This is a genomic window from Halobaculum sp. XH14, assembly GCF_032116555.1.
Classification (GTDB): Archaea; Halobacteriota; Halobacteria; order Halobacteriales; family Haloferacaceae; genus Halorarum; species Halorarum halobium.
The window spans coordinates 2,020,003-2,041,261 of record NZ_CP134949.1 but is presented as its reverse complement, the minus strand read 5'-3'; the positions used below and the strand labels follow the sequence as shown (position 1 = coordinate 2,041,261).

Below are 21,259 nucleotides of genomic sequence, written 5' to 3'. Positions count from 1 at the left end.
GACGCGCGCGAGGGACGAGCATCGTGGTTCGAGACGCCGAAGGGGTCTCGTCATCACGAAAGGCGCGGAGCGCCTTTCGAACGACAGCGACCGGAGGGAGCGAGAAGTGGGGGAGCTTTCGAGGCGGTCGAAGCGACCATCGGATTGACGGAAGAGCCGACAGCCGCGGGGGCTTTCGAGCCCACCAGTTCCCAGCAACGAGCGAGAAGGTCCACTCTGCCCGAGTCAGAGAAACCCACCTAATCCGCGTTCACGCCGTCGTCGACACCAGGTACCTCGGACACGTCCACGTCATCGGGCTCCTCGCCGCCACCGGCCGACACCTCGCCGGCCTCGTCCTCGACGTACACGTCGTCCGCGAAGCCGGCGACCGCGTTGGCGTACTCGCCCTCGTCGAGTTTCTCCGGCGTGGCCGGCGCCTCGGCGATGCCGGCGGCGGGCCGGAACTCACCGAGCGGGTCGTCGATGGTGATGCCGTGGGCCGAGAAGAACTCGCCGTAGCGGCGGTAGTGGGGCTCCAGTTCCTCGGCCGGGACCTCCATCATCTCCGTCCAGCCGTGGTTGAAGAAGTCGAAGTTGCCCTGCGCGTGGGTGATCTCGCGGGCCTCGGCCTCCGAGAAGCCGGCGTCGAGCGCGGCGACGTACGCGTCCATCGTCGCCGCGAAGAAGTCGTCGAGGTGGTCGCGGCGCTCCTCCCGGCGAGCCTCGTCGGCCTTCCCGAGGAAGATTCTGGTGTGGAGCTTCACGAGCCCGTAGGTGGCGACGCTCTTGACGCCCGGCGTCGTGAGCGCACGTTTTGCGGCCCAGTGGCGAGGGTTCTGGCGGAGCTTCATCGGGGTCTGGTTGGCACCGGTGGGACATAAACGGTCGGCCACGAGGACGCCCCCGAGCGCGCCCGAATCGCGGCGGAGTCCGTCGCTTTCCCGTCCGGTCCGGGAGATGCGCGGATAGCAACCCACATTAACCCCGAAGCCGAACCGGCGGGTATGACCGAGTCGTTCGTCATCATCGGCGACGGAGTCGCGGGGTCGTCCGCCGCCGAGACCCTCCGGGAGGAGGAGCCAGACGCCGACATCACCGTGCTCACGGACGAGGGCGAGGCCCTCTACAACCGGATTCTGATCAAGGAGTTCGCCAAGGGGAAGCTCCCCGAGGCACCCATCTCCATCCACGACGAAGCGTGGTACGAGGAGCGCGACATCGACCTCCAGCTCAACACCCACGTCGTCGACCTCCGCACCGACGACCACGAGGTGGAGACCCACGAGGGCGAGGTGTACGAGTACGACAAGCTCCTCCTCTCGATCGGCGGGACGCCCCAGCAGCTCCCGGTCGACAACTCCGACGCCGACGGCATTCACCACTTCTGGACGTTCCAGGACGCCCGGGCGATCAAGAACGGAATCGAGGGCGCGGACGGCGGCGTCATCGTCGGCGCGGGCCTGCTGGGAATCGACTTCGCGGCCATCTGTGGCGAGCAGGAGGTCGAGGCGAAGTACCTGATGCGCGGCGAGTGCTGGTGGCGCTACGCGCTCTCGGAGGACGGGGCCGAGATCATGCACGAGGCGATGCGCGAGCGCGGCGTCGAACCGGTGTTCGACTCGGGCGTCGACCACTTCGAGGTGGACGAGGACGGCCACGTCGAGGCGGCCGTCGACCCGAACGGCGAGCGCTACCCCGCGGACTTCGCCGGCGTCGCCATCGGGTTGAACTTCAACACCGAACTCGTCGAGGACACCCCCATCGAGACGGACGACGGCATCGTCGTCGACGAGTACATGCGGACGAACCTCGAGGACGTGTACGCGGCGGGCGACATCACCCAGTTCCACGACGTCATCCTCGGCGAGCGCGCCCAGAACGGCGCCTGGGGCTCGGCGAAGGAGCAGGGCACCATCGCCGCCAAGAACATGCTCGAGCACGAGTCTGAGGGGTTCAAGTGGGTCTCCTCGTACTCGATCACCCACTTCGACTTCCCGTTCCTCTCCTTCGGCCACCCGACGCTGGGCGACGACGAGGTCGAGCGCAAGTTCGGCGACGACGAGTGGCGTCGCCTCGCGCTGAAGGACGGCAAGATCGTCGGCGGCGTGCTCATCGGGGACCTCGCTCCCCAGTCCGCGTACAAACAGCTCATGCGCGAGCAGGTGGACGTCGGTGCGCACAAGGAGACGCTGATGAAACGGGAGTTCTCGGTCGAGGATCTCGAACAGGAAGCGGCCGCGGGCGAGTAGACCGCCCGATCACGGACGGTTTTCAAGCTGATACTCCGTTCCGTCCGATATCCTCCAGTCGGCGGTTTCGCAGCCGACGTTCCGTAGCCGACGTTCTCACGGCCGCCCCGGATGGACGACCGTTCACGGACCCTCCTTGTTCGTCCTGACACACTGGAGCAACGTTTAAGGTGTACCATGTTATATGCTATCGTGTGTCACGAACGGCCCCGAAACTGTCGGTCCGCCGTGCCGGACCGGTTCGGCCGGGGGCGACGGTCCGACACGTGGATCAGCTCTCCGACGGCGCGCGGGAGGCGCTGGCGTCGATGGCGGGAGGCGAGCCCCGGCGAGCGCCGGGGCTCGAACCGGGCGAGGTCGTCGTCTCGGTCCGCTACTACCGGGTCGTTCGAGCCGAGCGGGCAGAGCGGATCGGCGGGCGGATCGAATCGGAGGAAGCCGGTGCGGCGACGGACGGCGGCAGGCCCACGGCGGGCCGCCGCTGACGACGGACCGCACGTGACGACGAACGGTCGCCGGTAACGGCGGCCGACCGACACCGTTTTCGGCGGCTCGCTCCCATCTCCGGACATGGACGGCGGCGGCTCTTCCGACATGACGCTCGCGTTCGAACTGGGGGCGCTCAAGCGCCTCGCGGACCCGAACGCGGTGTTCAACGACGCCCGCGGATGGACCGAGTACGTCGGCGTGGTCTCCGAGAAACCGACGTACGTCGTGACGAACTTCACCCGAAAACACCGGGTTCGCCAGGACTTCTTCTCGGGACCCCGCGGCGTCCAGGAGTCCCTGGAGAACGTCAAGGGGCAGTTCGAGACCGACCGGCACGTGTTCGTCGGGACGACCGACGAGGACGAGGCGACCGCGGGCACCGCGGGCTGGGAGTTCCTCCCGCTGGAAGCGGCCGCCGAGGCGGCGGGCTGGCAACTGACCGACGGGGAGGAAGCCGAGGACCAGTTCGCCGGCGAGGGGCGCGACGACTGGCCGTAGGTCGGGGTCGCTCGGTCCGTCGGATTTTGGCGGGTGTCGCGGGATCGTTCGGTTTCGCGGACGGGAACTTCGAGATTTGCCCCACGGTAGTTTTGTGCGCGCGAACGAAGCCGAACTACCCCTTTCGAAAGCCATAATCGCCGCCCGCCCCTGATTCGGGCCAATGAGTCACAACCTGCCCGACGTGCAGGCGAGCCGGCCGGACGTGACGGTCGGGCTCAGCCAGGTCGGGGTGACCGGGGTGGAGAAGCTGGTGAAGATCAGCCGGAACGGGAAGCGACCGTGGGTGCTGATGGCCGACTTCTCCGTGTTCGTCGACCTGCCCGGCGAGCGGAAGGGCATCGACATGAGCCGGAACATGGAGGTCATCGACGAGGTGCTGGAGTCGGCGACCCGCGAGGAGGCCTACCGCGTCGAGGACGTCTGTGGCGACGCCGCCGAGCGCCTGCTCGAGAAGCACGACTACACCTCGACGGCGGTCGTCGAGATGACCGCGGAACTCGTCCGGCGCGAGGAGACGCCCGCGAGCGACCACCGGACACAGAGCACCGTCGACGTCATCGCTTCTGCCACCGCCACCGAGGAGGGGACCCGCGAGGAGATCGGCGCGGAAGTGACCGGCATGACCGTCTGTCCGTGCTCGCAGGGCATGTCGGAGTCGCGCGCCCGGGACAAGCTCGCCGAACTGGGCGTCGACGACGGCACGGTCGAGGAGTTCCTGGACGCGGTCCCCCAGCCGGGCCACTCACAGCGCGGTCACGCCACGCTCACGTTCACCGCCGAGGGCGCCCCGGAGGTTGACCTGCTCGAGGTCATCGACACCGCGCGCGACGCGATGAGCGCCCGCATCTACAACTACGCGAAACGCCCCGACGAGGACCACATGACCTACCACGCCCACATGAACGCGAAGTTCGTCGAGGACTGCGTGCGGACCATGGCCGAGGACGTGGTCGAGGAGTTCGATCACCTCCCGGACGACGTGACCGTCCGCATGAAACAGTCGAACGACGAGTCCATCCACCAGCACAACGCCCACGCCGAACGCGAGGTCCCGATGGGGCTGCTCCGCGAGGAGCTCGCCTGAGACGACGATATCGCCTGAGACGACGATAACGCGATTTTCACCGGATCAGAACTGGAGCGGCTCCGCCTCGGACCAGCGGGACTGGAACCGCTCGCGGGCGTCGCCCGCGAACTCGGGGTCCTTGAGGTCGATCATCGCGAACGACGTCTCAGGGTCGACGGGACTGGGAACCTCCAGACACACCTCCGCGTCGTCGACGAGGGTGAACGTGCCGCGGACGCCCTCGGCGGTCCGCACGTCGAAGTTCGGGTGTTCCGCCAGCCGGTCGGCGTACTGCCGGCCGACGCTCTCCGGGAGCCGCGGGGGGAGCGCCCGTTCCATCAGCAGCGACACGTCGACGCCGCGCTCCAGGGCCGCCTCCAGTTCCTCCATCACCGACTCGCCGATCTCCCCCAGATCGAGCCCCGACGCGGGTGCCGAGGCGATCATGGCGACGCGGTCGTCGGCCGCGGAGATGCGTTCGAGCAGCAGGTCACCGGTCTCGGCCGCGCCGACGGCCGCGGTCCAGAACTGCTCGTCGGGCGGCTCGCCCGCCTCCAGTTCCGTCGAGAGCTCCTCGACGACGCGCTCGTACTGCTGGGCGGTCTCGTCGAGTTCCCGCCTCTTCTCCTCGAGCAGGCGGTCCAGCGCCGCGTCGGGTTCGACCGCGACGTACTTCTTGGGACGGCTCGCCGCCTGACTCCGGGCGAGCCGGTGGCGCTCCAGGCTGTTGAGCACGTCGTAGACCCGACCCATGGGCACGCCGCTCGAATCTGACAACTCCTTTGCAGTTGCGGGCCCGGCGTCGAGCAGCGCGCGGTAGGCGCGGGCCTCGTACTCGGAGAGCCCGAGGTCGCGGAGATCGGCCATGCGGCATCGCTAGTGTCCCCCTACCAAAAACGCGTCGACAGTTTATTCCTCCGCGGTCGCCGCGACGCGCCGCATCAGCTCCGCCGGGGTTTCCGCCGGCTGGCGGTCACGGCCGCGGAGGTGCGCGGTCCCCTCCGGGGCGTCGTCCGCGTCGGGAACGACGACTTTCTCGTGGTCAGCGACGCGAAGCGCCGCGCGATGGAGGTCCGACCCGGGGGAGTCCCCCACGGCGACGACGAGCGGGTCACGGGTCAGCCGGGCGGCGACGCCCCCGTAGCCCGCGACCTGCGGGCCCATCCGGTCGGCGGCGCCGGCGAACGCGCCGACGGCCTCGCGGGCCCGCTCCCGGTAGTCGTCCTCGCCCGTGAGCGCCGCCAGGTCACAGAGGGCGTTCGCGAGCGCCACCGTGTCGTCGATGGGTCGGAGCGGCCTGTCGAGCAGTCCCGGACCGGTTTCGGGACCATCGAGGAACGCCGAGCCGTCGCCGAGCACGTCGAGCGCGCGGTCCGCGACCCGGCGGGCGAGGTCCGCGCCGTCGCCGAGCACCTGTGCCGACGTGGCGAACGCGCCGGCGACGGCGGCGGCGTCCGCCAGCAAGTCCCGCTCGCCCGTCTCGTCCCCGTCGACGAAGTGGACGATGCGGCCGTCTTCGTCCACGAGGTCCGACCGGAGGTACTCGAGCGCGCCCTCGGCCGACTCGCGGGCGTCGTCGTCGTCAGTGTAGGCGAACAGGGTCAAGAGCGCGTCCGCGGCGAGCGCGTTGCCGTCGGCGTAGGCGGTGAGGTCCCGTCGGTCCCCCGTCGGGTCGACGCTGCCGCCGAACGCGAAGCCGGACCAGAGGCGGTCGCGGAGGAACGCGGCGACGCCGTCCGCGACGTCGCGGTACGACTCCTCGCCGGTGTAGAGGTAGCCGTTGGCGTACGCGCGCAGGAGCGCGGCGTTGGTGGTGAGCAGTTTCTCCCGGTGAGGGTCGCTCCAGTCGCGGGCACCCGCGTAGCGGAAGAGGCCGCCGTCCTCGTCGCGCAGGTTCCGCTCGACCGCGTCGAGCGTCCGGGTCGCCCGAAACTGGTCGCGCTTCAGCGCGAACTCGACGGTCCGGGGGAGGGGGAACTTCGCGTCCGTCCCCCAGCCGGCGAACTCCGCGTCCCACTGGGCCTCGAGCTGTCCGGCGAGGTGCTCCTCGATTCGCTCGTCCACCGGGCCGACCGGGGTGGGGTCGTCGGCGAGCGCGCGCGGGATTCGGCCCGCGGACTCGCCCTTCGCGTCCCACGTCTCCCGGACGCCGTCGAGCGCCTGTCTGAGCCCCGTCGGGCCGAGATACGTCGCGCCGGTCAGGAGTTCCCCGGAGGGCGTCGTGAACACGGTCGAGGGGAATCCGCCCATGTTGTAGCGCTCGCGGACCCGCGGGTGCCGGTCGACGTCGACGCGGACGGGGACGAAGCCGTCGTTGACGTTGGCCGCGACCCGCGGGTCCCCGAACGTCTCGACGGCCATCTCGTGGCAGTCGTCACACCACGTCGCCGTGAGCCAGAGCAGCACCGGCGTCCCCCGCCGCGCGGCGGCGTCGAACGCGTCGGCACCCCACTCGCGCCACTCGACGCGGCTCTCGTCGGTCATACGTCGACTCGGCGGCGCGAGCGGGTAAAGTCGGCGTTTGCGCGCCCCGGTCGACTACACGGACTCCGTGAGCCCGCCGTCGACCCGGAGGTTCTGGCCGGTGACGTAGCTCGACGCCGGCGAGAGCAGGTACGCCACGGCGTCCGCGATCTCTCCGGTCCGTGCCGGTCGGCCCATCGGGATCTCCGCTCTCGTCTCCGCGTCCACCTCATAACTATCGGCGAACCCGGGCTGAACCGTGTTCATCCGGATCCCCTCGGCCGCGTACTGGTCCGCGTAGAGTTTGGTGAAGCTCCCGAGCCCGGCCCGGAGCACCGACGAGACGGGGAACGAACTCGACGGTTCGAACGCCGAGAACGTCGAGACGTTCACGATCGAGCCGTGACCCTGCTCCTCCATGACGGGCGTGACGAGCCGGGCCATCCGGACGGCGTTCAACAGGACGAGGTCCAGCCCCTCGTGCCACTCCTCGTCGGAGATTTCGAGGAGGTCGCCGGTCGCCGGGTGGCCCGTGTTGTTCACCACCGCGTCGATGCGCCCGTAGCGTTCGGCGGTCGTCTCGACGAGCGCCGCCAGGTCGTCGGGGTCGGTCACCGAGCCTTCGAACCCGTCCCCGCCGAGGTCCCCGGCGACTTCGACGGCGCTGCCCGACCGGGACAGCAGGACCGGCGTGTACCCGTCCTCGGCCAGTTGCCGGGCGCAGGCTTCGCCGATCCCGCTTCCCGCCGCCGTCACGATCGCGACTTTCGTCTCGGTCATACGACCGCCACCACGGCCGCAGTGATAAAACACGTTCCGTCGATCCGGCGTTTCGGTCGCCCTACCCGCAAGGGATATAGGCGGTCCTCGGAAACGCCCGGTATGCGCATCCGCGCCCGCTACGTCATCGCGCTGTTGCTGCTCATCCCGCTCGCGGACGCCGCGTTCCTCGTCGTCGTCGCCGGCGAAATCGGCCCGGTGGCGACGGTGGCGCTGGTGGTGCTGACCGGGCTGTTCGGGATGCTCCTCGTGCGGGCCGAGGGGAGACACACCGTTCGCAGCCTGCAACGCAAGCTGGCGAGCGGACAGCTCCCGACGACGGAACTGCTCGACGGCGCGCTGCTCATCGCGGCCGGCGCGTTCCTGCTCACGCCTGGGCTCGTCACCGACGCCATCGGCTTCCTGCTCGCGGTGCCGCCGACGCGATATCCGATCCGGGAACTGCTCGACCGCTACGTGCTCACGCCGTACATCGACAGCCGGACCGACGGCTTCGCCACCGGCGCCGTCTGGACGAGCGGCTTCCCCGGGGACGCCGGGTCGGGTGGCGGAGTCGGCGGCGTCGGTGGTACCGGTGGTGGATCGGACGGCCCCGGCGGCGGGAGTTCCGGTCCGGGCAGCGGCCGCGGCGGGGCCGGCGACGTGGCCGGTTCGGCCGGCAGCGAACGCGACGAATCGGGCGAAGACGTGGTCGACGTCGACCCCGACGACTACTCGGTCGAGAAGGGATGAGAACGCATGACGTGAGGCCGTTGCCGAACGGAAACGCTTAAACGAGTCCCCCGGCAATCGTTGAATGCGCTCACCTGGGCCAATAGCTCAGTCAGGTTGAGCGCTCGGCTGATAACCGGGAGGTCCACGGTTCAAATCCGTGTTGGCCCATATCCGTCCCGACTGGTCTCCGGTCGGGAGGAATTGGGGCCGTCGGCTCCCCAGCCACCCAATTTCCGCGTTCTAACGGAACCGAGACGCAGAGTCTGCGGCTAATCTCGGGTGCGTTGTTCATACCCCCGAAGCAGTCACGCGATCATCCTTGGCCGAAACGGGGTAGTCCGCGGGAGCACCGTCCGGCCGGGGGCCGCGCACACCGCGTCCGAGGCCGGAACTGCGGCGCGCACGTCACCCGCGGAAACCCGGCCCTGTTCGGTGGCGAGCACGGCCACAGACCCTCGCACGGACCGGGACAGCGAGCGAGAAGACGGACCGGTCTCCCATCGTCCTACCTATCGATCGACGTCCGGCAGCCCGCATATCAGATGACTAATCGGTCGGAACCACTATTGAACTCGCTCCCGTCCGTTCACCATCGGACGGGCCGGATCACCGATGAACCGGGACGATACCCCACCGGAGCACCGGAGCGAGAACGACCCGGCTGAGCCGAACGGCCCCGTCGCGTCGCCGGCGGCCGACGACCTCTACAGGGCCCTGAGCGACGAGACCAGGCGGCGAACGCTGTGGTACCTCCTGCACGGCGGGACCGTCTCGACCGGGGAACTCGCCGACGTGTTGAGCGGCTGGCGGGCGACGAGTTCCGGCGCTCCCGTCGGACCTGCCGAACACGAGGACGTCAGCATCCGACTCCATCACGGGCACATCCCGATGCTTGAGGACGCGGGGCTCGTCGTCCACGACGCGGACGCGGACGACGTACGACTCGTCCCGGTCGCCGCCCCGGTTCGGGAGATCATCCGGGCGGCCGTGGAGTACGAATCGTTCCTCGAGTCGGTCCGGTCGGGATGACGGGCGGACGGCGGGCGACCGAACCGTGCCCGATCGGTGGCGGGAGATGAGCGACCCGACGCTCGGCGACCTGTTGTCCGAGGCCGAGGAGCGCAGGCCGTCGCTGACCGTCTACGGGGCCGTGGACTCGGCGCTGCTCGGGCAGTTCGAAACGCGAAACGTCACCGTGGAGCGACGGCCGTTGCCGGAGGTGATCGACGAAGAGTTCGTCGTTCTCCGCGACGGGGATCGGTTCCGGTGTGCCATCGGGCGCGAGCGACTCGACGGCTTCCTCTCCCCGCCGATCCGCGCGCCCTGGGACCTCGACCTGCTCCCGCCCGAGTACCGGAGCCTGTTCGAACTCCTCGACGACACCGTGTTCGGCTCGCTGAACAGGCGACAGCTGCTGGCGGCCTCCCGGGAACTCGAGGGACAGGCCTACCGGCGCGGTCGCGGAACGCTTCGGGTCGGCTTCCAGTCCGTCGTGGCGTTCCGGGAACAGGAGCCGACGTATCGCCGCCTGGCCGACGAGACCGACCTCGACGTCCACGTGTACGCGGTCCCCGACGCGCCGACCGACGACCTCCCGGTGTGGCCCGCTACGTTCCACACCGAACCGGCGGAGCAGATCGGCCGATACTGGTTCCTGTTGTTCGATGCCAGCGAGGACGATACCGACGAGGACGATACCGACGAGGACGAGTGGTCGTTCGCGCTCGTCGCCGAGGAGCGCGAGGCGGGAACGTTCTCCGGGTTCTGGACCTTCGAACGAGCCATCGTCGACCGTGCCGTTCGAACGCTAGCGTAGGGATCGGATCCGGCGACCTCGCCACTCCGTGATACTTACGGGGCCCCTCGGTGTGGGGTCGTTCATGTCGCCCTCCACCGGTACCGCGACTGCCCCCGACGAGGACCGTGACGACTTCCCTCACCACCTCTCACGCGGCGTCGACGCCGTCGCGGAAGCGCCCTTTCTCGTCCTCGTCCCGCTCGTCTCGACGCTCCTTGGCTTCGGCAGGCTCGACGACCTCCTGGCGAGTACCCAGGTCATCTCGTTCACGCTCGGACTTCCCTCGCCCGTTCCCGACCTCTGGGCGTTCCTGAACGCGACGCCCGCGGTGGGCGTGACGGGGGGTGCCGTCGGGACCGTCGGCGCGCCGGAAATCGCTACGCTGCTCGTCGGAACGCTCGTGCGCGCCGTACTCGGTGCGGGACTGCTCGGCGTGCTGGCCGGGATCATCGCCGACGGCGAGCCACCGGCGTTCACGACCGCGGTCAGCCGGCACTTCGTGCCGGTTCTCGCCTACGAGGTGCTCGTCGTGCTCGGCGTGCTGTTGCTCGCGCTGGTGACGCTCGCGTCGGGTGGATCCGCGGCGGTCGTCCTCGTCGGCATCCTGCTCGCGCTCCCCGTCCTCTACGCGATCTACGGGACGCCGTTCGTCGCAGTCGCCCGGAACTGCGGCTTCGGCGACGCGCTCTCGCGGAGCGTCTCGCTCGCGGGCTCTGCGCCCTACGCGCTGTTCACCCTCGGTTACGCGGTGCTGGTTCTCGTCTGCTCGCCCGTCGTGAGCGGCCTCGCGTACGCGGTCGGGATCTCTGGAGTCCTGCTGGCCGCGCTCGTCGCCGCGCCGATCGGCACGGTCCTGGCTGCCACCGCGACGTCGTTCTTCCTCACGACGACCGAGTGATCCGCCGGTTTGTGCCGCCGGTGTGGACCGACGATCCGGGACGGCCGACCGAACGGATCGGGACAAAGCGTTTACCGCTCCCTTCTCGTCGTCCCGACGTCCGATGCGACGACGTGCCCTCCTCGCCGCGCTCGCGGCGACGTTGCTCGTGACCGCCGGCTGCCTCGGCTCCGTGCCTGGTGGTGAACCGGCGCCGACTGATCGGCCGACGCCGACTCCGACGTCGGTCACTGACGGCTCCCCCGCGGACGAGCCGTCGACGACCACTGACGGCCGGCCCACCCCGCTGCCCGACCGAACCGTCGCGTTCCCGGCCGGCCCGAAGGACCGTCCCGAGCGTCCCGAGGAGTTGACGGCCGAGTCCGCCCGCGAGTTCGTCAGGACCCACGAGTACCGCTACGCGTACAACCAGCTGTGGACGAACGAGCACAGCGACGTCAGCCTGGCGTGTGAGATCGATGGCGCGGCGAACACGAGCGTCGGCTGGCGCGTCGTCGTGTCCTGTACCGGCCACTCGAACACCGGCGGCGAGTCGACGGGGAGCGCGACCGCGACCGTCGTCCACGCGGACTGGTCGGACGCGAACGTCGTCTACTGGGTCGACGAGGACTCGCTGATCCGCGAACCCCGGCGCGGGGAGTGACCGACCCGAGGGCCCTTCAGAACCCTTCACGGAGGAACGGCTCCGTCCCGGGGAACGCCGCCTCGAGCGTCACGCGAGCGTCCTCGCCGCCGGGTTCGACCGCGATCGAGTCGAGTTCGACCAGTCGGTCGAGCGAGTGCGAGCCGACCGCCAGCCTGGAGAGCGCACCGACCCCAAGCGAGACGTCGGCGTCGGCTCCGCCGGCCACCCGCTCGCAGGTCGCGGAACCGTCGGCCAGCGAGAGGCGGAAGGTGTCGTCGTTCCAGTCGCAGTGGTCGTCGGTCACGTCCAGAACCGCCTCGCCGGCGACGTGAGCCGGATACGAGACCGCGGACAGGCCCGCCGCGACGTCCACGAGTCTGAACATCGGTCCCGGCTTGATCTCCGTCTCGACCGACCCGGGGTCCTCAAGGCGATCGAACAGGCGCGTGTCGGCCCGCGCCGTGAACCTGATTCGCTCGACCTGGGAGTCGTGGTTCCGGGCGAAGCGCAGGAGGTGGCGACGCGCTCGTTCGTCGACGCCGACCAGCTCCTGCGCCAGGAACGTCTTCCCGTCGTCGTCTCCCTCCTCGACCGTGTAGACGACGTAGCCGCGGAGCTCCCCGTTTCGCTCCCAGCCGTAGACGAACGGGTCGGTCCGCCAGGACCGAAAGACCCGCCGTCTCCACCAGCCCTCGGTCCGGTCGAGCCCGAGCGGCTCGGTGGCTGCGGCAGCGTGGACGGCATCGAGCCGCTCCCAGTCGTCGGGCGCGAGTCGGACGAACGCCCCCGCCGGTCGCGGAACCGCGCCGTCGAGTTCGTCGGGCGGCAGGGTCAGCCGGGCGTAGTCGTTCACCCGCGCGTACCCGAGCCGTCGGTAGAAGGAGTACTTGAACGGCCAGAGCGCGGCGAAGTCGATGCCCTCGGACCTGAACTCCGCGTGCAGTTCCCCGAGCATCTCGCGGACGGTGCCGCCCCGCCGACGTTCCGGCGGCGAAGCGACGGCGGACACCCCGCCCACCCGGCGAAAGGCGCCGCGAATTCGCCCCGAAAAGTCGTAGTAGCCACAGACGGCGGCCAGATCGGTCGCCTCGTGCTCCGCCGGGGACGAGCCGTCGGGAACGTCGTACACGCCGCGCCGGTGGAACGATTCGGGCCGGTCCGGACCCTCCACGTCGGGGTCGGGGCCGCGCTCGGGGGAGAACGCGTACGAGAGGACCCTGCCATACGTCTCCTCGTGGTCGTCGGGGACCGTGGCGTAGTCCATGGGACCGCTCGAAACCCGCGGCGTATAGCCCTTCCGTCGGCTCGGGAGCCGGTGACACGGTCCACTCGCGACAGTCAGTTCGGCGATCGGCTCCGGTCGCCGTCGGGACCGTCGCCCGGGCCGAACCGAGGGGTTCACCTGCGAGGGGCTCCCAGGCTGGCGCATGGGCGACTCCGAGAGCGACTGGCGGACGCTGCTCCCGCGCGACCATCTCCTCCTCGCGGTCGTGCTGCTGGTCGGCATCGCCGGAACCGGAATCATCCGCCGCCAGCTCGGCGTGATGGGCTACAACGAGTTCGGTCGGCTCGTGTTCATCCTGGGGTACGGCGGGACGGTCTTTCTCGTCTGGTACGGGTGGATCAGACCGCTGGACATCACCGGTCCGACGGCCGAACGCGGTGACGACCGCGACGAGTGACCGGCGCAAGGCCCCGGGAGTGAGACCGCTCGCTCGTCGTCGATCCGGGGGTCGAGCCCGGACGAAAGAACGGAACGTTAATGCGGGCCCCGGAGTCAAATCGGGGTAAGAATGCTGCCGCTACAGCTCGTCGACAGTTTCCTGCTCGATTATAACGTGGGGCAGGCGCTCCTGCTCGGGTTCGTTCTGGCGACGGTGGCGACGCTGCCGCTCTCCCGACAGGTGCTCGCACTGAACACGATCCTCTTTGGCGTCATCTTCCTGCTCACGCCACAGACGCTGGTGCCGGTACACTACCTCTTCCTTGGCATCGTGCTCGTCGTCGTCGGGCCGCTGCTGTACGTGACGGCCGACTCGTAGGACCAGTTCAGTCGAACGCGAACCCTTTTGGCCACCCCATCACACCGGTCTCCCATGGTCACCGCCCGCGCACCAGCCACGAGCGCCAACCTGGGAAGCGGGTTCGACACGTTCGGCGTCGCGCTCGAACGCCCGGCCGACACGGTCAGCGTCGAACGGGCGAGCGAAACGTCCATCGAGGTGACGGGAGCCGGCGCCCAGTACATCCCGGAGGACCCGCAGGGGAACACGGTCGGCGCGGTCGCGGAGGCGCTCGACGCGCCGGCCCACATCAGCATCGACAAGGGCGTCCGGCCGGCCTCCGGGCTCGGCTCGTCCGCCGCGTCGGCGGCGGCCGCGGCGGTCGCGCTGAACGAACTCTACGACCGCGGTCGCAGCCGCGAGGAACTCGTCTCGATCGCGGCGAAGGGGGAGGCGGTCGTCTCCGGGACGGCCCACGCGGACAACGTCGCACCGTCGCTGCTCGGCGGCTTCACGATCGTCCGGGGCGAGGAGGTCACCAGAATCGACGCCGACGTCCCGCTGGTGGCGTGTCTCCCCGAAGTCGCCGTGTCGACCCGTGACGCGCGGGAGGTCGTCCCCGACTCGCTCTCGATGGCGGACCACGTCGAGACGGTCGGCAACGCCGCGTCGCTCACCGCTGGGATGTGCCGATCTGACCCGTCGCTCGTCGGCGCCGGGATGGACGACCCCGTCGTGACGCCGGCGAGGGCGGAGCTCATCACCGGATACGACGCGGTGCGCGATGCGGCGCTCGATGCGGGTGCGACCGGCGTGACGGTGAGCGGCGCGGGGCCCTCGCTGCTGGCGGTCTGTCACCTGGAGAAGCGGCGCGGCGTCGCCGGCGCGATGGTCGAGGCCTTCTCGGATGCGGGGGTCGGGTCGCGCGCCTACCAGACCGGCGTCGGAAGCGGTGCGAGCCTCCTGTAGCTACTCCTGGACGTCCACATCGTCGAGCGCGCGGCCGGCGAACCGCTCCCGGACCGTCGGCGACGGGACCTGGCAGTCGTCGGTCCGACCGAACACCCGGTAGCGATGCTCGGCGACGAGGTCGTAGACGCGGTCGCGCAGCCGCTCGGGGAGGTAGACGAGCGGCCACAGGAGGGGCCACGGGCCGTCGAGTTCGCGGGCGACGCGGAGCGCCGCGGCCGACTTCCGGTACGCCTCGTCGCCGTCTATCAGCACGACCGAGTCGAAGCCGTCGCCCCCGTCGCGTGCGACGTCGTGTCGCTCCAGCAACGCCCGCCCGACGGTGGACTGGAGCGGCGCGAACCGGAACGTCCCGGCGGCGTCGAACCGGACGACGAACCGAACGATACCGTTACAGAGGTTACAGACGCCGTCGAACAGGAGGACCGGGTTTTCGGCTGCGTCGAGGTCGGCGAGCGGACCTCCCTCGGTGTCGTCGACCCCCGTGTCGCCGCCGTCGTCTCCCTCGTCGCTCATCGACGGCGCTACGCAGCGCTCGCGGATGAATCTGGCTGACAGGCGGCGGCGTCGACGCGGCGGTTCCGGCGCGGCAGTTTCGGCGCGTCGAGCCCAATGTACCGGGTGGACGTGGAGCGGCGTGCCGCACACCTGCGAACCCCTCCACGGCGGCGTTCAGGTCACGGGGTCACTGGACCCGTCATCCGATAAAAGGGTCGTCCGCTCGACGGCGTGGCTTCCTGGCTCCTGACCCCTCTCAGAGGACCTTTCGACTCGAGACGAACCGCTGGGTGTGCTGATCGGACGAGACCACGGTTCGGACCGTGATGCGCCCCCCGTTCCGCTGGATCGCCTGCACGTCGAGGAGGCCGACCGAGACGGTGATGGTCCTGGTGACGCTCTCGTTGGGCGGGAGCCGGTCGATGCGCGTCCGCCGCACGACGACGGTCCGGTCGCCGGCCAGGACCGTGCTGGTGACGGTGACGTTCTCGGCGGTGACGTCGCCCGCGTTCGACAGGGTCACGGTGACCTGCCGACAGTTCACTCCACACCGCGTGAGGTTCCTGATCGAGAGGTCGAACGGGCCGTTCGACCCGTTCGCCTGTGGCGCGCGGTTCGTGAGTCCGGGCTGGACCCCTCCAGTGCCCGAGCCCGCGACGTTCGCGGACGCGGCTGGCTGTGTTCGCGTGACCTGCGTGGCGTCGGATCCGCCGGCGGCCGCGGGGCCGGCACCGAACCCACAGACGATGAGCGCGACGACACAGACCGTCCGGATGGTGCTCCTGTCCATCGCTGGTGGAACCGGTGGGATCGAACGCCCCACCGTCCGCGCGTACCATTGCACCTGCCCGTCATAACCGCGGGGCCGGTGCTCGCCGGGTGATTACAAGCGGTCGACGAACGGCGGGGAACTGACGGTGCGGGCAATCCAACGGTGCGGGGCGGCCCGAGGAGACGGGCGGTCAGACGCCGCGGCCCTGGAGCTTCTCCTCCTCGGGCATCGTCTCGTTCGCCTGGCCCTTCATCCCCTTGCCGAGCCCTTTGGCGATCTCCTTCAGCGTCTCCGGGTCGTCGTAGTTGTTGACGGCGCGGACGATGGCGGTTCCCATCTTCGTGGGGTCCTCGGCGCCGAAGATGCCCGAGCCGACGAAGATGCCGTCACAGCCGTGCTGCATCATCAGCGCGGCGTCCGCGGGCGTGGCGATGCCGCCGGCGGCGAAGTTGACGACCGGGAGTCGACCCATCTCGGCGGTCTCGTGGACGAGGTCGCGCGGCGCCTCGTTCTTCCGGGCCCACTCGTCGCGCTCCTCGAAGCTCATGCCCGAGAGCTTCCGGATGGAGCGCTGGATGGAGCGCTGGTGGGTCACGGCCTGGTTCACGTCGCCCGTCCCTGCCTCGCCCTTCGTCCGGATCATCGCCGCGCCCTCGTCGATCCGACGGAGCGCCTCGCCGAGGTTCCGCGCGCCACAGACGAACGGCGCGGTGAACTCGCGCTTGTCGATGTGGTAGCGCTCGTCCGCGGTGGTGAGCACCTCGGACTCGTCGACCATGTCCGCGCCGGTCGCCTCGAGGATCTGTGCCTCGGCCGTGTGGCCGATTCGGCACTTGCCCATCACCGGGATCGACACCTCATCGATGATCTCCTCCAGCTTTCCAGGGTCGGCCATCCGTGCCACGCCACCCCGCTTCCGGATGTCCGCCGGTACGGCTTCCAGCGACATGACGGCGACTGCGCCGGCGTCCTCCGCGATGCGCGCCTGTTCGGGGTCGACGACGTCCATGATGACGCCGCCCTTCTGCATCCGCGCGAACCCCCGCTTGACGAGGTCGGTCCCGCGCTTGAGGTCTTCGAGGTCCGTCTCGGTCATACCTGATGGTACGAGGGCGCACACTTAACGAGTGCCCTTTCGGGCATGTGTGCTGGGTGGAGTGTTCGGTCTCGATGACGACGGACACCGATCGACCAGACCGCACGGTTTTAGCCGCTCGACGCCCCACGTCGCCACATGACCGCGCCCGCTCCCGCCGACCTCTCGGTCACCATCGTCGACGGCTACGTGGACGAGCCGGCGCACTTCGGCGTCCCTCCCTACATCTCCACCTACCCCCGTTTTACCGCCGGTGCGCTCGTCGACGCCGGCGTCCCCGAGTCGGGGATCACCTACCACACCATCGACGAACTCCGCGAGAACCGCCGGAAGTGGGCCGACGTCGCCGACGCCGACCTCATGATCTACGTCGGCGGGATGACCGTCCCCGGGAAGTACGTCGGCGGCACCCCCGCGGAACCCGACGAGGTCCGGGAACTCGCCTGGACCGCCGACGGCGTCACGCTGCTGGGCGGCCCGGTCCGCTTCGGCGTCGGCGACGAGAACGCCGGCGCACAGGAGATGGAGCGGGACGACCTCGACTACGACTTCGTCGCGATGGGCGACGTGGAGGCGGCCGCCTTCGACCTCGTGGAGGCCGGCCTGGAGGGATTCGGCAACCGTATCCGCGACTACGACGAGGTGACGCGCTGGTCGAGCATGGGCGCGTTCGTCGTCGAGCAGCACCCCAACCACCCCGACTACCTCATCGCCGAACTCGAGACCTCCCGGGGCTGTGCGTACCGCTGCTCGTTTTGCACCGAGCCGCTGTACGGCGACCCGGACTTCCGGTCTGCCCCGGACGTCGTCTCGGAGGTCGACGCGCTCTCGGACCACGGCGTCGCCCACTTCCGGATCGGCCGACAGGCGGACATCCTCGCGTTCGGCGGCGACGGCGAGGCCCCCAACCCCGACGCGCTCCGCCAACTGTACGGCGGCATCCGCGAGGTCGCACCCGACCTGGAGACGCTCCACCTCGACAACATGAACCCCGTGACGATCACCGACTACCCGGAGGCCTCGCGGGAGGGAATCCGGATCATCGCCGAGCACAACACGCCCGGCGACACCGCGGCGTTCGGCCTGGAATCGGCCGACCCCGAGGTTCGCGAGGCGAACAACCTCCTCGTCTCCGCGGAGGAGTGTCTCGACGCCGTCCGCGTCGTCAACGAGGCGGCCGGCTGGCGACCCGACGACGAGCGCGGGACGCGCCTGCCGAAACTGCTCCCCGGCATCAACCTGGTCCACGGACTCGAGGGGGAGACCGAGGAGACGTTCGAGCACAACCGGCGCTTCCTCCGGGACGTGATGGACGAGGGGCTCATGCTCCGCCGCGTGAACATCCGGCAGCTGATGGCGTTCGAGGGCACCGAGATGGCCGAGACCGGCGCGCAACTCGCCCGCGACCACAAGAAGCAGTTCCAGCGGTACAAGACGAAGGTCCGGGAGACGGTCGACCGCCCGATGCTCGAACGGGTGATGCCGCCCGGGACGGTCCTGCCCGACGTCCACCTCGAGTACCACGAGCGTGGCACCACGTTCGGCCGGCAGCTGGGCACCTACCCGATCCTCGTCGGCGTTCCCGGCGAGCGCGAACTCGGCCGCACGGTCGACGTCGCGGTCGTCGACTGGGGCCATCGCTCCGTGACGGCGGTGCCGTACCCGCTCGATCTGAACGGCGCGTCGATGGACGAACTCACGGCCATCCCCGGCGTCGGGAAGGGGACCGCGGGCGACATCGTCGTGAACCGCCCGTACGACTCGCCCGAGGAGGCCAGCGACGCGGTCGCCGCCGCCGACGTCGACCTCTCGCGGTTCGCCGCCGCTGCAGCGCCCGAGCGCGGGGAGAAGGGGGCCGACTGACGGGCCGATGCACGTCGACCGCTTCTCGGTCCCCGTCGAGACGCGCGCGCCGACCGGGCGGACGAACGCCTACCTCGTCGCTGGCCCCGGACCGGCCGACGGGACAGAACGGCTGCTGGTCGACCCGGCGGGGAGAACCGAGAACCTCGACGTCGCGGTGCGCGAGACGGCCGTCGACCACGTCGCGGTCACCCACACCCACCCGGACCACGTCGGCGCGGTCGCCGACTACGCGCGGGAGACGGGAGCGACCGTCTGGGCGCGGGTCGGACGGACGGAGCGCTTCGCGGCCGCGACCGGGGTCGAACCGGACCGAACGTTCGCGGAGGGCGACCGCGTCGGCCCGGCGGCCGTCCTCGACACGCAGGGGCACGCGCCCGACCACGCCGCCTTCGAGACGCCGCTCGGGATCGTTTCGGGGGACGTCGCCGTCGCCGAGGGGAGCGTCGTCGTGGGCGCACCCGAGGGCGACGTGCGGGCCTATCTGGTCGCGCTCCGCCGGCTCCACGCCCGAAATCCTTCGACGCTCTACCCGGGCCACGGTCCGGTCATCGAGGAGCCACGTGCCGCGTGCGGTCGGCTCATCGCCCATCGACTCGCCCGCGAGACGGCAGTCGAGGCGGCGGCGCTGGACGGTGCCGGCGACGTCGACGCGGTGCTGTCTGCTGCCTACGAGAAGGACCTCTCCGGCGTGCGTGACCTCGCGCGGGCGACGGTGCGGGCGCACCTCGAGAAACTGTCCCGCTCGGGGCGGGTCAGGTACGACCCCGAGACCGGCGACGTGGGACCCGCCTAATCGTCGTCCGCGGCGACCGCGACGGTCGGGGTCTCCGGCCCCGCCCGCCGGAAGGTGAGCGTCACGACGGAGCCGGTCGGCTCGTTCTCGGCCAGGGAGACGTCGCCCCCCGCCGCCTCCATCGCCCACTTCACCATCCAGAGCCCGAGGCCGCTCCCGTGTGAGAGCGGCGTCTCCTCCCGGGCGTCGAACGGGACCCGTTCCTGCTCGGGAATCCCCGGGCCCTCGTCGGCGACGACGACGCGGACGGCGTCGGCGTCGACCGCGACCGTCAGGTCAACCGTCGCCCCGTCCGGACCGTGTTCGAGCGCGTTGCTCACGACGTTCGCGACGGCGCGCTCGACGAGCAGGTCGCCGGGCGCGGCGACCGTCGCCTCCGGTGGACACGACACGTCGACCGCCCCGGGGTCCCGACAGGAATCGACGACCCCGGCCACGACGCGACGGACGTCGACCGATCGATCGCGCGTGTCGCTGCGGTCCAGCGCGGTCGTCACCTTGCGGACGCGCTCGGTCAGGTCGACGATCCGCTCCACCCGCTCGGCGGCCGTCCTCGTCCGGTCGGCCGCCTCCGGAGGGGAAACCGCATCGTCCTCGGAGACGTCCGAGAGGGTTCCGAGCGCGACGTTCGCCTCGTTCCTGACGTTGTGGCGGAGGACGCGGTCGGCGACGCCGATGCGCCGCTGGTACTCCTCGCGCTCGGTGACGTCCCGGAGGCCGACGAGGTGGGCCACCCGGCGGCCGTACCGGTCCGCCATCGGCCCGACCGAGACGTCGTAGTACCGGTGTTCGCCGTCGACGGTCGCCTCCAGAACCGCGCCGTCCGCCGCGGGGACCGTTTCGCCCGGGAGCGACGTGCCGACCTCCTCCCCAACGACCGGCGGCGGATCGAGCACGTCCCGCGCCACGCCGTCGACCTCGGTGACCCGCTCCTCGTCGTCGACCACCACGAGCCCGTCGCCGAGCGCCTCGACCAGTCGCCGGTGGGCGACCGGAGCGAGGTCGAGGAAATCGTACCGGAACAGCGCGATCGCGATCGCGGCGCCGGTTATCGCGAAGGTGAACGTCGTCAGGTCCAGGTTCGGCACCGGGCTCATGCCGAGCGTGAACACGACGTTGGCCCCGAACGGCACGAGGGCGGCCGCGGTGATGAGCGCGGCCTGCTTGCTGTGGAGCCGCGACCCGGAGACGGCGACCCACACGAGGAGGCCGATGCCCGCCGCGATGAGGAGGTACACGTACGTGATGTGGACCAGGTACGCCGGTCCGATCACGAACTGCACGATGGGCGCGGCACCCAGGGGTGACGGCTGCGGGTTCGACCAGATGAGGCCGGCGGGGGACGTCCAGACGACGAGCGCGAACGCGACGGGTTCGAGCGCGAGGAAGCCGATCACCGGCCGGCGGAGCACCTCGTCGAACCCGGCGTACCGGGCGGCGAAGACGAACCAGAGGGGGGCGATGAGGGCACTGATCGTGAACGACACCTGTTGCCAGAACAGCTGCGTCCGGACGCCCGTGTACCCGATCTGGATGGCGTAGGCGACCGACCAGGCGAAGAGGATCCCGATGACGGCGATGAACGGCCTCGCTGCGGGCTCCGTGCGGTGTCGCCAGGCGCCGGCGAAGACGCCGAGCGCGATGACCGCGGCCAGCAGGGGCGGCACCGAGTACACCGTCGGAACCCAGGACACGGA

The 21,259-nt window shown here is 70.1% G+C and carries 23 protein-coding genes and 1 tRNA gene; 15 read left to right on the top strand and 9 right to left on the bottom strand.

Annotation, left to right across the window (positions count from 1 at the left end):
* Window positions 1-239: 239 nt before the first annotated feature.
* Window positions 240-833, bottom strand: coding sequence for a DUF6149 family protein (locus RJT50_RS10420; protein WP_313691234.1), 594 nt, complete (start codon window positions 831-833; stop codon window positions 240-242).
* A gap of 153 nt (window positions 834-986) precedes the next feature.
* On the opposite strand from RJT50_RS10420, the gene RJT50_RS10415 reads away from it, so the two are divergent.
* The 4 genes from RJT50_RS10415 (at window position 987) to mptA (ending at window position 4,305) form a co-directional block, all read left to right on the top strand.
* A complete protein-coding gene (locus RJT50_RS10415; RefSeq protein ID WP_313691233.1) occupies window positions 987-2,231 on the top strand; it encodes an NAD(P)/FAD-dependent oxidoreductase in 1,245 nt (414 codons plus the stop codon).
* A gap of 194 nt (window positions 2,232-2,425) precedes the next feature.
* Window positions 2,426-2,716, top strand: coding sequence for a hypothetical protein (locus RJT50_RS10410; protein WP_313691232.1), 291 nt, complete (start codon window positions 2,426-2,428; stop codon window positions 2,714-2,716).
* 85 nt (window positions 2,717-2,801) lie between these two features.
* Window positions 2,802-3,218 (top strand): DUF7124 domain-containing protein, encoded by a 417-nt coding sequence (locus RJT50_RS10405; RefSeq protein WP_313691231.1) that lies wholly within the window; start codon window positions 2,802-2,804, stop codon window positions 3,216-3,218.
* Window positions 3,219-3,381: 163 nt separating this feature from the next.
* Window positions 3,382-4,305, top strand: coding sequence for a GTP cyclohydrolase MptA (gene mptA / locus RJT50_RS10400; RefSeq protein ID WP_313691230.1), 924 nt, complete (start codon window positions 3,382-3,384; stop codon window positions 4,303-4,305).
* Between the two features lie 45 nt (window positions 4,306-4,350).
* Here mptA and RJT50_RS10395 read toward each other — a convergent pair whose 3' ends face one another.
* Genes RJT50_RS10395 through RJT50_RS10385 form a run of 3 tightly spaced genes read right to left on the bottom strand, consistent with a single transcriptional unit; the run spans window position 4,351 to window position 7,530 of the window.
* A complete protein-coding gene (locus RJT50_RS10395) occupies window positions 4,351-5,154 on the bottom strand; it encodes a TrmB family transcriptional regulator (RefSeq protein ID WP_313691228.1) in 804 nt (267 codons plus the stop codon).
* A 42-nt stretch (window positions 5,155-5,196) separates the two neighbouring features.
* The gene (locus RJT50_RS10390; RefSeq protein WP_313691227.1) at window positions 5,197-6,771 is read right to left on the bottom strand and encodes a DUF255 domain-containing protein; all 1,575 of its coding nucleotides are present in this window, start codon (window positions 6,769-6,771) and stop codon (window positions 5,197-5,199) included.
* Window positions 6,772-6,825: 54 nt separating this feature from the next.
* Window positions 6,826-7,530, bottom strand: a complete 705-nt coding sequence (locus RJT50_RS10385) for an SDR family oxidoreductase (RefSeq protein ID WP_313691226.1) — start codon at window positions 7,528-7,530, stop codon at window positions 6,826-6,828.
* A 108-nt stretch (window positions 7,531-7,638) separates the two neighbouring features.
* On the opposite strand from RJT50_RS10385, the gene RJT50_RS10380 reads away from it, so the two are divergent.
* The 6 genes from RJT50_RS10380 to RJT50_RS10355 all read left to right on the top strand — a co-directional run bounded on the left by RJT50_RS10380 (window position 7,639) and on the right by RJT50_RS10355 (window position 11,583).
* The gene (locus RJT50_RS10380) at window positions 7,639-8,262 is read left to right on the top strand and encodes an FxsA family protein (protein WP_313695974.1); all 624 of its coding nucleotides are present in this window, start codon (window positions 7,639-7,641) and stop codon (window positions 8,260-8,262) included.
* 76 nt (window positions 8,263-8,338) lie between these two features.
* A tRNA-Ile gene (locus RJT50_RS10375) sits at window positions 8,339-8,412 on the top strand.
* Between the two features lie 444 nt (window positions 8,413-8,856).
* Window positions 8,857-9,273, top strand: a complete 417-nt coding sequence (locus RJT50_RS10370; RefSeq protein WP_313691225.1) for a DUF7344 domain-containing protein — start codon at window positions 8,857-8,859, stop codon at window positions 9,271-9,273.
* 46 nt (window positions 9,274-9,319) lie between these two features.
* Entirely contained in the window at window positions 9,320-10,060 is a 741-nt protein-coding gene (locus tag RJT50_RS10365) for a DICT sensory domain-containing protein (protein WP_313691223.1), read from the top strand.
* Window positions 10,061-10,124: 64 nt separating this feature from the next.
* The gene (locus RJT50_RS10360) at window positions 10,125-10,940 is read left to right on the top strand and encodes a hypothetical protein (RefSeq protein WP_313691222.1); all 816 of its coding nucleotides are present in this window, start codon (window positions 10,125-10,127) and stop codon (window positions 10,938-10,940) included.
* 103 nt (window positions 10,941-11,043) lie between these two features.
* Window positions 11,044-11,583, top strand: coding sequence for a hypothetical protein (locus RJT50_RS10355; protein WP_313691220.1), 540 nt, complete (start codon window positions 11,044-11,046; stop codon window positions 11,581-11,583).
* Window positions 11,584-11,599: 16 nt separating this feature from the next.
* On the opposite strand, the gene RJT50_RS10350 is transcribed toward RJT50_RS10355, so the two are convergent.
* Window positions 11,600-12,829, bottom strand: a complete 1,230-nt coding sequence (locus RJT50_RS10350) for a GNAT family N-acetyltransferase (protein WP_313691219.1) — start codon at window positions 12,827-12,829, stop codon at window positions 11,600-11,602.
* Window positions 12,830-12,992: 163 nt separating this feature from the next.
* On the opposite strand from RJT50_RS10350, the gene RJT50_RS10345 reads away from it, so the two are divergent.
* The 3 genes from RJT50_RS10345 to RJT50_RS10335 all read left to right on the top strand — a co-directional run bounded on the left by RJT50_RS10345 (window position 12,993) and on the right by RJT50_RS10335 (window position 14,537).
* Window positions 12,993-13,247, top strand: coding sequence for a DUF7996 family protein (locus RJT50_RS10345; protein ID WP_313691218.1), 255 nt, complete (start codon window positions 12,993-12,995; stop codon window positions 13,245-13,247).
* A 111-nt stretch (window positions 13,248-13,358) separates the two neighbouring features.
* Window positions 13,359-13,607: a DUF8006 family protein gene (locus RJT50_RS10340; protein WP_313691216.1), complete on the top strand. Its 249-nt coding sequence runs from the start codon at window positions 13,359-13,361 to the stop codon at window positions 13,605-13,607.
* A gap of 54 nt (window positions 13,608-13,661) precedes the next feature.
* Entirely contained in the window at window positions 13,662-14,537 is an 876-nt protein-coding gene (locus RJT50_RS10335) for a homoserine kinase (protein ID WP_313691214.1), read from the top strand.
* Here the strand turns inward: RJT50_RS10335 and RJT50_RS10330 are convergent, their stop codons facing one another.
* From RJT50_RS10330 to pdxS, 3 genes are all read right to left on the bottom strand, one after another.
* Window positions 14,538-15,053: a thiol-disulfide oxidoreductase DCC family protein gene (locus tag RJT50_RS10330; RefSeq protein WP_313691212.1), complete on the bottom strand. Its 516-nt coding sequence runs from the start codon at window positions 15,051-15,053 to the stop codon at window positions 14,538-14,540.
* Between the two features lie 238 nt (window positions 15,054-15,291).
* On the bottom strand, window positions 15,292-15,825 hold the full coding sequence (locus tag RJT50_RS10325) for a hypothetical protein (protein WP_313691210.1): 534 nt from the start codon (window positions 15,823-15,825) through the stop codon (window positions 15,292-15,294).
* A gap of 172 nt (window positions 15,826-15,997) precedes the next feature.
* The gene (gene pdxS / locus RJT50_RS10320; RefSeq protein ID WP_313691208.1) at window positions 15,998-16,903 is read right to left on the bottom strand and encodes a pyridoxal 5'-phosphate synthase lyase subunit PdxS; all 906 of its coding nucleotides are present in this window, start codon (window positions 16,901-16,903) and stop codon (window positions 15,998-16,000) included.
* A gap of 138 nt (window positions 16,904-17,041) precedes the next feature.
* Here pdxS and RJT50_RS10315 point away from each other — a divergent pair, with 138 nt between their 5' ends.
* Together RJT50_RS10315 and RJT50_RS10310 are read left to right on the top strand one after the other, a co-directional pair.
* Entirely contained in the window at window positions 17,042-18,766 is a 1,725-nt protein-coding gene (locus RJT50_RS10315; protein WP_313691206.1) for a radical SAM protein, read from the top strand.
* A gap of 7 nt (window positions 18,767-18,773) precedes the next feature.
* Window positions 18,774-19,562, top strand: coding sequence for an MBL fold metallo-hydrolase (locus tag RJT50_RS10310; protein ID WP_313691204.1), 789 nt, complete (start codon window positions 18,774-18,776; stop codon window positions 19,560-19,562).
* Here RJT50_RS10310 and RJT50_RS10305 read toward each other — a convergent pair.
* Window positions 19,559-21,256, bottom strand: coding sequence for a sensor histidine kinase (locus tag RJT50_RS10305; RefSeq protein ID WP_313691202.1), 1,698 nt, complete (start codon window positions 21,254-21,256; stop codon window positions 19,559-19,561). The two genes, RJT50_RS10310 and RJT50_RS10305, sit on opposite strands and share 4 nt — an antisense overlap.
* Between the last annotated feature and the right edge of the window lie 3 nt (window positions 21,257-21,259).

Coding starts and splice junctions, on each gene's coding strand:
- RJT50_RS10340 (WP_313691216.1), top strand. CDS start 13,359: ATGCTGCCGCTACAGCTCGTCGACAGTTTCCTGCTCGATTATAACGTG.
- RJT50_RS10325 (WP_313691210.1), bottom strand. CDS start 15,825: ATGGACAGGAGCACCATCCGGACGGTCTGTGTCGTCGCGCTCATCGTC.
- RJT50_RS10395 (WP_313691228.1), bottom strand. CDS start 5,154: ATGGCCGATCTCCGCGACCTCGGGCTCTCCGAGTACGAGGCCCGCGCC.
- RJT50_RS10350 (WP_313691219.1), bottom strand. CDS start 12,829: ATGGACTACGCCACGGTCCCCGACGACCACGAGGAGACGTATGGCAGG.
- RJT50_RS10335 (WP_313691214.1), top strand. CDS start 13,662: ATGGTCACCGCCCGCGCACCAGCCACGAGCGCCAACCTGGGAAGCGGG.
- RJT50_RS10405 (WP_313691231.1), top strand. CDS start 2,802: ATGGACGGCGGCGGCTCTTCCGACATGACGCTCGCGTTCGAACTGGGG.
- RJT50_RS10315 (WP_313691206.1), top strand. CDS start 17,042: ATGACCGCGCCCGCTCCCGCCGACCTCTCGGTCACCATCGTCGACGGC.
- RJT50_RS10310 (WP_313691204.1), top strand. CDS start 18,774: ATGCACGTCGACCGCTTCTCGGTCCCCGTCGAGACGCGCGCGCCGACC.
- RJT50_RS10415 (WP_313691233.1), top strand. CDS start 987: ATGACCGAGTCGTTCGTCATCATCGGCGACGGAGTCGCGGGGTCGTCC.
- RJT50_RS10365 (WP_313691223.1), top strand. CDS start 9,320: ATGAGCGACCCGACGCTCGGCGACCTGTTGTCCGAGGCCGAGGAGCGC.
- RJT50_RS10370 (WP_313691225.1), top strand. CDS start 8,857: ATGAACCGGGACGATACCCCACCGGAGCACCGGAGCGAGAACGACCCG.
- RJT50_RS10385 (WP_313691226.1), bottom strand. CDS start 7,530: ATGACCGAGACGAAAGTCGCGATCGTGACGGCGGCGGGAAGCGGGATC.
- RJT50_RS10360 (WP_313691222.1), top strand. CDS start 10,125: ATGTCGCCCTCCACCGGTACCGCGACTGCCCCCGACGAGGACCGTGAC.
- mptA (WP_313691230.1), top strand. CDS start 3,382: ATGAGTCACAACCTGCCCGACGTGCAGGCGAGCCGGCCGGACGTGACG.
- RJT50_RS10390 (WP_313691227.1), bottom strand. CDS start 6,771: ATGACCGACGAGAGCCGCGTCGAGTGGCGCGAGTGGGGTGCCGACGCG.
- RJT50_RS10355 (WP_313691220.1), top strand. CDS start 11,044: ATGCGACGACGTGCCCTCCTCGCCGCGCTCGCGGCGACGTTGCTCGTG.
- RJT50_RS10345 (WP_313691218.1), top strand. CDS start 12,993: ATGGGCGACTCCGAGAGCGACTGGCGGACGCTGCTCCCGCGCGACCAT.
- RJT50_RS10420 (WP_313691234.1), bottom strand. CDS start 833: ATGAAGCTCCGCCAGAACCCTCGCCACTGGGCCGCAAAACGTGCGCTC.
- pdxS (WP_313691208.1), bottom strand. CDS start 16,903: ATGACCGAGACGGACCTCGAAGACCTCAAGCGCGGGACCGACCTCGTC.
- RJT50_RS10330 (WP_313691212.1), bottom strand. CDS start 15,053: ATGAGCGACGAGGGAGACGACGGCGGCGACACGGGGGTCGACGACACC.